The sequence below is a fragment of the Metalysinibacillus jejuensis genome, assembly GCF_003057615.1.
GTDB classification, from domain to species: domain Bacteria; phylum Bacillota; class Bacilli; order Bacillales_A; family Planococcaceae; genus Metalysinibacillus; species Metalysinibacillus jejuensis.
Genome location: NZ_QAFW01000054.1, coordinates 1 through 14466 on the forward strand (window position 1 = coordinate 1; position 14466 = coordinate 14466).

Sequence of the window (14466 nt, forward strand, 5' to 3'; positions counted from 1 at the left end):
ACAAATAATAAAATAAAGCTCATCAAAAGACGTGGGTTTGGCTACCGAAATGATGACCGTCTTTTCCTACGTTTACGCTTGGAAACCGGTCATTGAATTTGTCATCCCCGGGATTTGGTGATGAGCCAATGAGTAACACATTTGGTGTTTTTTGTTTGGAAAATTAAGATGAATATTACTTTTTATATGGTAAACTAAAGGTATTTATTGAGTATTTAGTATTAAATATCGAGAGGTAGGAGGGGGATTGTGAAGCAGTACATTTGGCATATCGCTTGGTTAGCGCTAGTCATGACGGTCGGCTGGCAAGGGTTATATTTTAAACATGATTTTTATGTTGTTGCGTTAGTAGTAGCGCTTATAGGATTAGTAACTATGCTTATCCGCCGCTCAACATCTTATATTTATATACTCGGACTCAGTGCCATTACGTTGTTGCCTTTACTAGCAGGCGTTGCACCTCACTTTGTCGCAGAGGGATTTGTGCGAGCTGTGACATATCTCTTCCTATTTATATTAATACAAACGTATGGCACAAAAGATGTGCGACTGTTTTATGTAGCAGGCATCGTCGTAACATTATGGAGTTATTTTCAAACTAACCTTGATGCGGGACGCTACGGTGGCGTGTTTGAGTATGCAAATGTCACAGCTATTGTTGTAGGGGCTTTCTTTTTATTCGGTTTACTGCAATATGTCGGTGAACAAAGGCCAAAGCTCGCTTTATTTTGGTTGTTGCCGCTTCTTCCGATGGCAACGCTCGTCGCGCTCACAGCATCACGTGGCGCCCTGCTTGCGTTAGCTGCCGCATGGCTGTTAGCTCTATGGCTTGTACCAAGCACGCAGCAATTGTTATTTGTCACGATGACAATTGCCCATATCGGTCTCGTTGCTATGCTACCATTTCCGGTCGTTTTTATCGGTAGTATTGGCATAGTGCTAATACATTGGGGGATGCGTAAATTAACGTGGCAGCCGTCGCCGCTATTATTGCCGCTAATTAGTGTGATGATCATAGGCGGTATAGTTGTTGTAAGCAAGTGGCAAGGCATTCAGCATATGTTAACGGGACGTAATACGGCTACCGAACGGTTTGTTCATTGGCGCGACGGGTTACTAGTAGCGCAAGACTCCTTATGGTTTGGGCATGGTTATGGAGGTTTTGCGCGCCATATTACACGTTTTCAAAGTGAGCCTTACCGAACGATTGAAGCACATAATGGCTACCTTGATTTAGTCATTAATTACGGTGTGGTAGGAGCTGTTGCATTAGTTGGCGTAGTAGTTTGGCTAGCGTATCAGGTCATTAAGGCTTGGCAACCTACCGCTGTGGCACCACTTATTTTTATAAGTGCGATTGCTATACATAGTGCACTTGATTTTACACAAGCTTATGGCTTTGTCGGAATCTTAGTCGTTTACGCGTTTGCCTTACTATACACACCGCGCGTCATTACTATGAATACTATTGTAAACGTAGTGATGCTACCTGCTATCGCATTTGGTGTTATGTACATTACAGGCACTACATTAATAGCGCAGGCGTATGACAAACATTTAGCGCATGTTTCCGATGCTAAAGCGTATGAGCAAACCGTGCAACGAGCTATACGATTAGACCGAAATGAGCCTTTATATGCTATTAAGCAACTCGCCCATGACGTTAAAGTGTATGAGCAAACCGAAACAACTGCCTACTACGAGCAAGTGATACAAACAGCAGCTGCGATTGCCGAGCGCTTTTTTGCGTCACCGACTGTACTCTTACAAGTCGCAATATATCTAGAAGCAGCGCAAGCGTATGTACAGAGTGAAGCGCTAGTTGAGCGAGTCATTGCACTCGACCGCTACAACGAAAAAGCGTATGCATTAGGTATAAAATTGGGTGTAAAGCAAGCTATCGAAGAGACAGAAGATGCCAACAAACACATTGCTAAAATTGAAAGATATGTAGAGGCTATAAATAAAGAGCAATCCTTAAAAGCAATGTATCAAGTAAACTCAAGATTTAGGATAACTGAAGAAGCAAGATATTATCTCGCTACGTATCAGTTGATAATAGGCGATTATGAAAGTGCTATTGAACATAGCGAAGAAATTATGCAGTCTACTTTTAAAGCTGCTCATCCTTACAAAGATTATGCTGCCGCTATAGCGATAGTAGCACATACAAAAATGGACAATTTTTTTGCCGTAGATTACGTAATGCGAAATTATCCAGCATCAATCGATTTTATTAATCATTATCAAACCTTAATAGGTGAGGAGGAAGTTAATTGAAAAAAATAGTATATGCATTAATTTTAATGATGGTATGTTTTTTTGCATCTGAATGGTCGAGCACTGGCTATGCGAATGACAAAATTAAATATTTAGAAATCCCAGTAGAAAAAGACGGTCAACAAGTAATTGACGTACCTGATAAGAAATTAGAAACACTTATTAAAAAATACACAAATATTAAAGAGCATGAACCTATTCTTTATAAAGACATTAGTAGTGTTTATGAGTTAAACGAGAAACAAATTAATAACTTAAGTGGTTTAGAACATGCATATAATCTAAGAAAAATGAAATTTAGTGATGGAGAAATACAGGATGTGAGCCCGCTTGCTAACCTGACTAAAATACAAGTATTAGAGTTACCAAATCAAGAAATTGAAGATATTTCTCCGTTAGAACATTTAGGTAAAAATGTAAGGCAAGTTATTTATCAGCATGAGATAAATTTAAATAACAATAATATAAAAGATTTATCACCTTTGAAAACGTGGGGAAATTTACATTTTTTGAAAGTTAGCAATAACCCATTAGAAGATATTTCGTTTTTACTACAATTAAATCATTTGCAAAACATAGAGATAAAAGAAGTGGATTTAAACAAAGACGATCAATATACGCTAAGAGATTTAGTTAGGAAGGGCGTACGTGTAAGTTATAAAGATGATTTAGATAGTGAAGAAGACATCTTTTTCTTAGACAAAAATTTAGAGCGCATTATTCGCGAAGAATTAAAAATAACAGATAGACCAGTAACTGCTGAAGATATGAAACTGCTTACACAATTAGATGTATCTAATAAAGGTATTACAAAATTAGAAGGCTTAAATTATGCGGTTAATCTTGAAAAGTTAGATATTAGTTCTAATGAAATAGCAAATTTCAATTTATCTTTACCTAACCTTAAAGAGTTAGATATTTCTTCGACTAACATTGAAAGCTTATCTAGTCTAGGAGGGAACCAAAAATTAGAAGTTTTAAAAGCGAGAGATTTGTATACTTTATGGTCTATGCCTAAGCTACCAAATATAGTTGAATTTGATTTTTCTAATTCTTATATGCGAAACTTTAAAAGCATTAGTAAGCGTGATTACTATACATTAAAGAAAATAAATCTTAGTAACGCATATTTTATAGACCAAGATTTAAAGGAAATCGATAGAATTCAAAGTGAAGGAATCGAAATAATAAAAAGTTTACCAAGCACTATTCAATATGGAGATCGCCGCTTATATTTAAATGACGAAGCAGATGAGAACTTAAAAAAAATAGATGAGATTGAAATGTATAGTAGGATTGTGAGTGGATTATTTGGTTCGAATAATGCAAGATATAAACAGCAAAATATACCGGTTCATGTTAGTAAAGACGGACGTAACTATATCGATTTGACTAATATTGCGTTAGCCAAAGACTATGAAGTAGTTATTAAAACGAACAATTATAGTTTTAAAAGCAAAGTGAATATTTTGTTAGAAAAACCAACTTTTCCTATTGAAAGTACCATTATTATTAAAGGAAAACTCTTAGATAAGGATGGTTTAGCGGTAAGTAGACAAAGTATTAGTTTTGCTAGTTTGAATTCTAAATTTAACAAAAGGGTAAGAACAGATATTAATGGGGATTTTCAAATAACAACATATAATAAAGACACCTTTAATATATCTACTTATATTAATAAATTTAATATAGAAATGGAACATGTTAAATTAAATCCACTAACTACGAATTACTTGGATTTAGGTATTTATCAGTTACCTGATATCGAGAATAGCTTGAAAATTCACGGTGTAATTGTAAATGATAAAAATGAGCCTATTGTCGATGCACCTATTTCTATTATAGATGAAAATGGTTATATTATTGGAGGTCACTCAAGTGAAACAGACGGTTACTTTAGCATTGATGGTTTAGAAAATAAGAAATATACAGTTAAGATTTATGGAGAAGGAATAGGGTACAAGGATTTAGTGGTTTATATGGAACCCAGCACTACAGAAAGAACGATTAAGTTAAGTAATGTAAGCAGTGAAAATCCCTTTGAAGGGGAAGGGAATAGCATTATTCCTTCTGTAGAAGTTGTAGCAGCTGGTCAGCATGTAAGCTATACAATTAAGTATAAAAACAATGGTACGGAGTTAATTGAAAATCCAATTCTTAATATTGTAGCGACAGACAAATTTAAACTTTTACAAAATAGTGTAAAAGTAAATGGAACTTCTGCCAAAATGTTTAACGATACTGAAATTCAGCTACCTTCATTAAAAGTTGGAGAATTTGGAGAGGTTCGTTTAACTACGTTGATTAATAATAATAGTAGTATAGAGCCTGTGAAATTTACAGTAGAATTGAAAGAAGGTTATAGAGTTAAACATAAAATGACTAAAGAAATAACCAAGGTTATGGCTACAATTAATACACCTACGATAACAAACAATAAAACGATAGGGCTCTATGGTGTAGCTTCACCTAATTCTCAAATTACTATTTTGGTGAATAATCAGGCTATGGTGACTACTAAAGCTAATGCGAAATTATGGATGGCAAGCGTTCCTTTACCTGTTAAAGGGAAGGACGAGGTTTTCGATATTAAACTTAAAGTAGTAAATGAAGGTGTGACATATGAATCACCAGTATATAAATTAAGTTATACAACAGAGCCACCTAATCTTAAAGCAGCTAGTATTTATGTGGGGAACACTAAAATTCCTGAGAATCCGAATGTAAAATTGCCTACAGCAACTAATATCATCCTTCCAAATGCTATGTATCCTTCTCAAGATATGGGCTTTTATTTGACTTTTGATAAGCCTATTACTAATGGCTATGTTGAGTTTTTAAATGGTACTTATCCATTAGTCAATGTGCATAGTTCGGAAGGCGACTACCATTACCGAGTAAGCATCAAAGGAACGTGGGAAGCTTATCAAAATCAAACAGTGAAATTACATTATGCCACGTCAGGAGTTAAAAAGATTACACCCTTGCTGTTAGTTATTCCATTAATTGATCCATCAGGTTATGTGTTTGAAGGTAGCATGGAAAATCGCTTGGAGTCAGTAAAAACCACAGTACAGCAAAAAGTAGGTTCAACATGGGAGGATTGGCAAGCTTCGCAATTTGGTCAAGTAAATCCTTTATATAGCGATAAAAATGGTCGCTATGGTTGGGATGTCGTACAAGGAGACTGGCGTGTTATTTTCGCTAAAGATGGCTATGAAACGTATACTAGTCGAACAGTAACGGTTCCTCCGCCAGAAACAGAGCTGAATGTACCGTTAATTTCAAAGCGTGCATTAGATGCTGAAGTGGAGCTGCTCGATAACTATAGCATTCTTGTTCGCTTTAATCGACCTGTAAAAGAAAAAGATTTAAGTTCATTAATTCGTGTTGTGCGACAAGATACTGGAAAAGAAGTAGATGGAGGATTAATTTTACAACATTGGAGTGGTTATAAGGAAACTACATCTGGTGTATTTATAGAAGACGACACCGAAAAATTGTCGAAAGAAGTTATTTTTAACATAATAGCTTCTGACATATCGATTGGCGATTACACAGTTATTATTGATAAAGAAGTGACAGACTATCGTGGTGAGAAATTAAAAGAAACAAAGAAAATAAGCACTGCTGTAAAAGTAGTCAATAAAAATCACACATTTAAAATTACATTAAGTAATGATTTTGATATTTCTACAATGTATGAAAGTGTTACGGTTGAAGATGTCCAAGGTAACCCACTACCTATTAAATTAGAGAAGCATGGACGTGAACTCCATGTATTGCCGCCTAATGATACCTATAAAAATGGCAAGTATCAGCTTAATATTACTGATAAATTAACAGGTGATGCTAAACAAAAATTAAGAAATCCGCAAAAGCTGTTATTCATCGTTCAATAAAATAAAATACCAAATTTGGCACACGTTCAAATTTGGTATTTTTATTTTTAACTCATTTAAGCAGAAGCCACCCGCCCTCTATAGGTGGAAATGAATGCTGTTCGGTATTAGGGTTACCTTTGATAATGCGAAAGCCGACACCTAAAGTAGCATTGTCTTTTTATTTCTATATAAGGGGTAGGGCGATCTCCTGATGAAATGAGATACAACTCACCATTTATGCTAAAATACTTTTGACTACCGGTGAAGTAGCGATTGATGTCCTAAAGAAATCTACGCAAAATCGTAGATGAACGTTATAGAATGACTCAAAGTATATAAGTTTAGATTATATCCAACTGAACGAAGGGCTGACAATGAAATCGTTAAGCGTTAATAACCTATAGACTTAGTTAAGTAGTGAGTAGTTCACGAGTAAAAAGGTGTTATTATAAAAGTAAAGGAGTGAGCGCATGAGAAAGTGGTTAATGTTTATAATTTTAATGAGTAGTTTTTGTATAGTACCACACGCTACAGCACAGGAAATACAATATGGCTATGATGAAGCTTTTGATGAAGTTGTCTATGCGGTAGCAAGTGAACAATTATCAGAAGATGCGTATGTGCTGTATGAGCAACTAAAAATAATAATGCAAGCAAGACAAACGGAGTTTTCTGTTACATATGAAGGGGTCTGGTCACAAGCACAGACGGACTTTAGGCAAGCGATAAGTGCTGTGTTACGAGAAGATGAGTATTTGGCATACGATTATTTAGGTTATCGATATACATCACGAGGCTATGATGGCTTAATAACATTTACAGGCACAGCTAATTACATACAAAATGCTGAGCAAGTAGCTTATGTAAGTACACATATAAAAGAAATACTACCGACAATTATTACCCCACAGATGGGTGACTACGAGAAGGTGAAAGCTGTACATGATTATGTAGTGACGAATGTTGCTTATGATACAACGATGAATCAGGCAGTGAATGCACCTTATTTTGCTATAACAGGCGGGGAGACTTTGTGTAATGGCTATGCCATGCTTGTTCATCAAATGTTAAAAGAAGTAAATGTGCCCGTTCGTTTAATTAGTGGGACAGCAGGGCATAATGGCAATGTAGAAAATCATGCTTGGAACTTAGTACAGGTAGGTGGGAAGTGGTTTCATTTAGATGCGACATGGAATGACCCTATCCCAGATGTAGCGGGTCGCATTATATATAATTACTATTTGCTAAATGATCGAGAGATAAGTAAAGACCACTTTTGGCAAGATGGTGGATTAAATAATCATGATGCACCTTACCCACGTGCTACAACAGAGTTATTTATGCATTTAGCTTTAACAGGACGTTTGGATGTGCAACGCGCTTTAGCGAATGGTTTACCTGTCATTCATACGGAGCAGGCGTTAACGACTTATGTTGAAGGTCAATTTGCAACGCATAACCCTAAATTCACAGTATTATATCAAGGGGGAGGCTCATATGTTAAAGCAATACAGCAAGCATTAACAGGCAATGAGCAAGGGGTACGTTATCAAACAACACGACATCGTTTACCTAACACTACACAAGTAACGATTACTGTACAACAATATCAAGGTAGCCCGAGTCTGCCTTCTATAAAAAGTTTAGCCTTTACCCCTCAGTTGCCTGCTACTGTAACAGTAGGTGAACGTCTACCGCTTAAAGTACAGGCAATATATACAGATAACACTGTAAAAGATGTGACGGCTAATGTGGATTGGCATATTACAGGAGCTATATGGCAAGCGGATGAAGTCAACTTTTCAACAGTTGGCGAAGCAAATATTAATGCAACGCTATCAGGGCAAACTGTTTCGCAACGCGTTACAGTGCAGCCTCCCCTTTTTGTTTATCCTATAGCGGGTATAGAAGCGTTAAAGCCTGTCTATAATGTAGCAACTACGAAGGTATGGCATGTTAACTTTAGCAATCCGATTAATCGTGCGACAAATGTACGTGTTGTCAATCGCTTCGGTCAGCAAGTGCCAATAGAAGTACGCATCCATCAACTGCAGCTACGTATAGCTCCATTGACACCTTACCAAAAAGGAGAAACCTATTATTTATTGTTACAAGGTATTGGTAATGAAGCACACGATTTACCTCCGCAAAGTATGGCATTCACGATAGGTTAGTTATAAGCTGAAAATAGTTCCTCTCTTAAGTGATTTTTTAGTCTACTTAAGGGGGGATTTTCTATTTTCAAAAGAAAATTAGAAGTGCCAATATAAATAGAAAGCGCTATACATTTAATGTTTATCGCTATATTTTTTAGTACTATTCTTATAAACTGATGGTTTAATCGACATAAGGAAGTGAAGAAAATGATTATGGATTATTATGAAGCAGAGCGCGAGTTTAAAGAGTGGCTGCGGCTTCGCAAATTGAGTGAAGAAACGGTGCGTGGTTATTGCATGGACGTTTGGCAATATTATGAGTGGCGCGCTACTAGCTGGAATGCGCCTATTAATATGTTAGCGCTCGCCCCGACTGACTTTGAAGGTTATGTCGCGCATTTACTGCACGACCGCGCGTGTCAGCCGCGCTCAGTAAATCGTAAATTAAATGGTCTCTCTACATTTTTTGAGTGTTTAGTGCGCAAAGAATATATCGTCAAAAACCCGATAACGCGTTTACATCGCCTAAAAGTAGTAGAGCAAGAGCGCGTTTATTTATTAGCAGAGGAAGTCGAACAAATTTTAGATGCGGTGACACATCCGGTAATTGCTTGTTTTTTAAAGACGATGGCGTTTACGGGGATGCGAGTGAGCGAGTGTCGCAATTTGCAAACGACGCATATTAATTTTAAAGAGAAGGTGCTCACGGTCGTTAACGGCAAAGGCGGAAAATCGAGGCGCATTCCTTTAAATGATGAGTTAATTGAGGCATTACAGCATTATCAAGTGCATGTGCGAGATGCCGACTCCCCTTATTTTTTTGCCTTAACACGCACAGGTAAAGTGAGCGCTCAATACGTTAACCGCTTATTGCGCGAGGCGACCGCACGCGCAGGCATTACAAAACACGTGACGAGCCATATTTTACGGCATTCTTTTGCGAGTTATTTAATTAAAAAGGGTGTGCATGTGGCAGTAATCCAAAAGTTATTAGGGCATGCGAGTTTGCGTACGACGTCGACGTATTTACATGTGGATGATACCGAACTTGTGGCAGCTGTCGATCAGGTGACGTATGAATAAAGCTCAATTTATTGCAGATCAAATTGCTGAAGGGGTAAAGTTAGCTGATATTTTAACGCAACATGAGTTTGATTCGTCATTAGCGCTCGGCCAATACATGTACCAACAAGGTTACCGCTTCTCACCAGCGACGCATCGCTATCATTTTGAACAAGGGCTCGTTAATCAGCAACTAGAGCTACCATTAACACAAGTAAATTTACGAGAGCGTTTGAGTGAAGCGCGCTTAGTGGATGCGCTCGAAAGCCAGCTTAAAACGATACGCCAACTCGTTGACGGTGCCTTTCCGATTAAACTTAGTGAAAGTACAAAGCGTCAACTCGTCGCCTATTGCGATTTTCATCATTTATCTGTAGATGCTTTTATCGAAGCGGCTATTTTAGATAAGCTACTGACTAGCGAACGTTAGTCAGTAGTTTTTTTAGTCGTTAGCATTATTGCGCGAAAAAACCCCGAAGCCAATACGTTGACTTCGGGGTTAGCACGTTAATTAGCCTTGTGCATCTTTACGCGCCCAGTGGCGTGTTTCGGCAAGGTCTTTAATAAATTGCGGGATAGTGGATGAAATACCAGCACTTGTTACGTAAGGAAGCGGCTTATCTGTTAAATTAGCAATTGGTTTATAGTGGTGATACGTTTCGTCAATAAATTGTTGTAGCTTACCTGCGTTAACAGGATCATTAAACGTCGCAGCGACAATAATACCGTCGTACAATACAGGGGACGTCGTATCAAGCGTATGATCAATCGTATGCTCACCGCATTTTCCTTGTTTAATGCTAACGCGCTCGAGTTGAATGTCTTCAGCTTCTAAGAGCGAGCTAGGGAAATCCGTCGTCGTATCATCGACAATGACGGCTACTTTTTTACTGTACGTCGTCTTTTTCGGTGCGCGCAATTGACTGACCGCGGGTGATGTTTGGTCGGTTTGTACAGGTTCTGTTTTAGCAGGTGGTTGCACGCCAACATTTTCGGCTACGGCTGTCGCTAAAATCGGACAAACATTAGCGAGTAAATCCACCACTTGTTGACGAATTTCTGTACGTGCTACTTTACCTACTTCAAAGCTAAACGCTTTACGAATATGTTCGCGCTTGACTTCGGTCATGCTTAGCCAAAACATACGTGCTTGCGTAAAGTGATCCGCAAACGATTGGCTACGTGCGCGCACTTTATGACCTTCTACTTTTTCGGCATAGTGGGCGTAACCACCTGCAGCTTCTGTTGTAGGGGCTGGGCTATTTTGTTGAATCGCATTTTGGTGATAGCTAACAGGCCCTTTATTAATCGTTTGACGTCCGTAGCCGTCGCGCTGATTATTGTGGAAAGGGCAGACGGGCTTATTAATCGGTAGCTCATGGAAGTTAGGCCCACCAAGGCGAATGAGCTGCGTATCCGTATAGGAAAATAAGCGACCTTGCAGTAAAGGGTCATTCGAAAAATCAATGCCTGGCACGACATGTCCTACATGAAAAGCAACTTGTTCCGTTTCGGCAAAAAAGTTATCGACATTTTGATTTAACGTCATTTTACCGAGTAAGCGCACAGGTACTTGTTCTTCTGGCCAAATTTTTGTCGGGTCTAAAATGTCAAAATCAAAGTTAAACTCATCTTTTTCGTCAATGAGTTGTACGCCTAACTCATATTCAGGGTAATAGCCGTTTTCAATCGCATCATATAAGTCGCGACGATGGAAGTCGGGGTCTTTACCGGCGATTTTTTGCGCTTCATCCCAAACGAGCGAATGCACACCAAGTACGGGCTTCCAGTGAAATTTGACAAAGCGCGCCTCACCTTTAGCGTTAACGAAGCGGTACGTATTTACACCGAAGCCTTCCATCATACGATAGCTACGCGGAATCGAGCGATCGGACATATGCCACATCACCATATGCGTAGACTCAGGGTTATTGGCGATAAAGTCCCAAAATGTATCGTGTGCACTTTGCGCTTGCGGGATTTCGTTGTGTGGCTCGGGTTTTACGGCATGTACAAAATCAGGAAACTTAATGGCGTCTTGAATAAAAAAGACGGGGATATTGTTGCCGACGAGGTCATAATTACCTTCGTCCGTATAAAATTTTGTCGCAAAGCCGCGCGCATCACGTACGGTATCAGCAGAGCCACGTGAGCCTGCTACGGTAGAAAAGCGCGTAAATACAGGCGTTACTTTGCCTTTGGCGCTTAAAAAATCAGCTTTGGTAATATCGCTCGCATCACCGTAGCTTTCAAAAACACCGTGAGCGGCTGTACCACGGGCATGTACGACACGCTCAGGGATGCGCTCGTGGTCAAAATGCGTCATTTTTTCGCGAAAGTGAAAGTCTTCTAATAGTGTCGGGCCACGTTCACCGAGCTTTAGGGAATGTTCGTCTTCCGTTAGTGCTAAACCTTGATTCGTCGTTAATGTTTGATTAGCATCGTCTACTTTATAAGCGTTTAACTGTTGCTGTTTTTTATTCGTCATTAAAAAAGCTCCTTTCGTTATAAAAATAGCCAGCTGACACGCAGCTGGCTATATGTTAAGCAGTATTAACGGTTATTATTGTTGTTGCTGCGGTTATTGTTGTTGTTAGTTGAACGATTTCCGCCCCGATTATCGTCGTTGTTATTCGATGAATTGTTGCTGTTTGAACGGTTTGTTGAACGATTATTGCTGTCGTTGTTGGAAGAATTAGAAGCGTTAGCAGCGCGGGCCTCTCCGCCCTTCTGCCCAATTTCTTCATAAAACTCACGGTCATGGTTGGCTGAAGTAGCCTCTCCACCTTTTTGTCCAATATCTTCATAGAACTCGCGGTCGTGGTTAGCTGAAGTAGCTTCGCCGCCTTTGCGACCTGCCTCCTCTACAGTCATTGAGCCTTGCTTGTTATTACCTTTGTTGTCGTTGTTGTTAGCCATAATAAATCTTCTCCTTTGTGTACGTTTTTTTTGTTAAAAATGTGCCAAAGTCTGAAGTTACCCTGCTGTTAAAACTAGACAAAATATGTCCACCTCTTAAGTGAGAGGCTTATTACGAAACTACCCTAGCATTATGTAGAGAAACATTTATTACAGCGCTTTAACTAAACTGTAATAGTTTTGTAATGTTATGAAATGGACAAAAAGAGGGCTTAATCGCTTAGCAATAAGGTTTTTTCGATAAAAAATGATTTTTTTACGCGATTTATATTACAGTAATTTTTGACTTTAAAAAAAGACCTAGATGATGCGTTATACTAATTAATAATTAAACAATAATTTGTTTAACAGGAACAAATGTTCTATAATAAGGTATAAAGGAGAGGATGAGATGACAAGGAGCACTGTAGGTCAGGTAATTGAAGCATTATTAAAAACGGTACAAAACCCTTTTGATACATATTTATATTATTTAACCCATTGGAGTGAAGCTGTCGGTTTAGCGTTAACAGGCGATGAGCGCTTAGCGAGCCATTATTATAAAATTAGCCACCACTATGCGAGTGGTAGTTTTAGTGTGCAAGCATTAGTGCAAAATAGCGAGCAACTTTATAATGATTATGCCCATCAAACGGCGATGCTGAGTCGCTTACATCCCGTTGATTTTACGAGCATTCATATTACGTGTATTTATGATGCGTATGCTGACCAGATCGTCAGCTATTGTCGCCCGTTAGCAGGAGAGCCGCTTCAATATGAAATCATGCAACAAGGTAACTTAAGTTATTGTAGTGCTGCACGTAATATGCAACAGGCTGAGAAAGAAGAGTTTCAACTTTGGCAAACGGAGCGCTTAAAACATGTGTATGCAACACTCATCGCGACGCTTGGGCGACCGCTCACTTTACAAGAGATTGCGTATGTCGAAAGGCAACAAGCGCAATGGCTCACAAAAAAAGTAGCGGTAGCCACAGTTGTTGCCAATTTGCTAGAGGGCTTTCGTTATTTTACGAACGATCAGCTCATTGACGATACGCTGAGACAGCTCGAAATACTGCGCGCCAATCCATTATTGTATCGTCGATTTTTACTGCGTGAGCATCAACAGCAAAAAGAATATTCAGAATAATTTATAAAACATATTGACTTACTTGGTTAATACGTCTAATATAGTCATCAACAACAAAATCCTTATAAAGAGTTCGGGGGAGGAACCTGGTCCTAAGATCCCGCAGCAACCGGTGTTTACACAAAGGTGCTACTTCCAGCAAGCCTAGCTTGAAAGATGAGGAACACAAAACGGAGCCCATAACTCCCTCTTCTTTGCGCTAGTCAAAGAGAGGGAGTTTTGTTGTTGAGAGGAGAATGAATATGTATAACAAAGAAGATATTTCACGTCTTGGTGAATTAAAAACATTAGCGAAAAAGCCAAATGCGGCATTTCATAGTTGGAACGGCGCTGTATTTAAAGAAGGTGCGCTATCTGTAAAACTAAAAGAATTAATTGCAATTGCGAGCGCTACTGTTACAGGTTGCCCGTATTGCATCGAAATTCATGCAGGGGCAGCTATTCAAGCAGCGGTAACAAAAGAAGAAGCGGCAGAAGCTATTTTTGTAGCGAGCGCTTTAAAGGCAGGTAGTGCATTTGCGCACGGAGCTAATAGTTTGCGTGCTTATGACGGGGCTGAAGGCGAAGCGTTGTATGAGAAAGCCTTTTTTGCTAAAACATCTGCATTACAAGCGTTAGCACCTGAAGCTTTCAATACATTTATTGCATTTTCGACAGAGGCAGTAGCTGAAGGCGTGCTAAGCGTAAAGGAAAAAGAAATTATTGCCGTGGCGATTGCCCATATTACAGGTTGTCCTTATTGCATCGAGCTTCACGTAGCAAACGCTAAAGCAGCGGGCGTCACAAAAGAGCAGTTAGCCGAAACCATTTTTGTAGCGAGCGCACTAAATGCAGGTAGCGCATTTGCTCACAGCATTAATGTGTTAAACGCTTGGCAGTGAACTACCCACCACTTATTGACCTTGCGGTCTAATTGAAGTGGGGGCTTCTCGACTTATCGTTGCTTTTACTAGCCAACGAAAACTGACCGAGCTAACCCTCTTGTTCCAAGAGTTTTTGTTTCTATGCTAATGCCAATAGGCGAATGCCTTCATTT

The 14466-nt window shown here is 39.0% G+C and carries 10 protein-coding genes and 1 riboswitch; of the genes, 8 read left to right on the forward strand and 2 right to left on the reverse strand.

From position 1 onward, the window contains the following. The 6 genes from DDE80_RS12230 to DDE80_RS12255 form a co-directional block, all read left to right on the forward strand. Positions 1-96: transposase (locus DDE80_RS12230; RefSeq protein WP_153060901.1), on the forward strand; the 96-nt coding region annotated here is incomplete at its 5' end. 153 nt (positions 97-249) lie between these two features. Then, positions 250-2280, forward strand: a complete 2031-nt coding sequence (locus DDE80_RS12235) for an O-antigen ligase family protein (protein ID WP_108308094.1) — start codon at positions 250-252, stop codon at positions 2278-2280. Further along, positions 2277-6182, forward strand: a complete 3906-nt coding sequence (locus tag DDE80_RS12240; protein WP_108308095.1) for a hypothetical protein — start codon at positions 2277-2279, stop codon at positions 6180-6182. The genes DDE80_RS12235 and DDE80_RS12240 overlap by 4 nt, the downstream gene beginning before the upstream one ends. Positions 6183-6634: 452 nt before the next feature. Then, positions 6635-8338 carry a transglutaminase domain-containing protein gene (locus DDE80_RS12245; protein ID WP_108308096.1) on the forward strand — a complete coding sequence of 568 codons (1704 nt, stop codon included), beginning with the start codon at positions 6635-6637 and terminating at the stop codon, positions 8336-8338. Positions 8339-8527: 189 nt separating this feature from the next. After that, positions 8528-9403, forward strand: a complete 876-nt coding sequence (locus DDE80_RS12250; protein ID WP_108308097.1) for a tyrosine-type recombinase/integrase — start codon at positions 8528-8530, stop codon at positions 9401-9403. Further along, entirely contained in the window at positions 9396-9812 is a 417-nt protein-coding gene (locus DDE80_RS12255; protein WP_108308099.1) for a hypothetical protein, read from the forward strand. The genes DDE80_RS12250 and DDE80_RS12255 overlap by 8 nt, the downstream gene beginning before the upstream one ends. An 81-nt stretch (positions 9813-9893) precedes the next feature. On the opposite strand, the gene DDE80_RS12260 is transcribed toward DDE80_RS12255, so the two are convergent. Together DDE80_RS12260 and DDE80_RS15695 are read right to left on the reverse strand one after the other, a co-directional pair. Further along, on the reverse strand, positions 9894-11870 hold the full coding sequence (locus tag DDE80_RS12260; protein ID WP_108308101.1) for a catalase: 1977 nt from the start codon (positions 11868-11870) through the stop codon (positions 9894-9896). A gap of 65 nt (positions 11871-11935) precedes the next feature. Then, complete coding sequence (locus DDE80_RS15695; protein WP_427901815.1) at positions 11936-12256, reverse strand: KGG domain-containing protein; 321 nt, start codon at positions 12254-12256, stop codon at positions 11936-11938. A 436-nt stretch (positions 12257-12692) separates the two neighbouring features. Here DDE80_RS15695 and DDE80_RS12270 point away from each other — a divergent pair, with 436 nt between their 5' ends. Both DDE80_RS12270 and DDE80_RS12275 read left to right on the forward strand, forming a co-directional pair. Beyond that, on the forward strand, positions 12693-13430 hold the full coding sequence (locus DDE80_RS12270; RefSeq protein ID WP_108308104.1) for a hypothetical protein: 738 nt from the start codon (positions 12693-12695) through the stop codon (positions 13428-13430). A gap of 59 nt (positions 13431-13489) precedes the next feature. After that, positions 13490-13593: riboswitch (SAM riboswitch) on the forward strand. A gap of 79 nt (positions 13594-13672) precedes the next feature. Then, positions 13673-14311 (forward strand): carboxymuconolactone decarboxylase family protein, encoded by a 639-nt coding sequence (locus DDE80_RS12275; RefSeq protein ID WP_235612334.1) that lies wholly within the window; start codon positions 13673-13675, stop codon positions 14309-14311. The last annotated feature ends 155 nt before the right edge of the window (positions 14312-14466 follow it).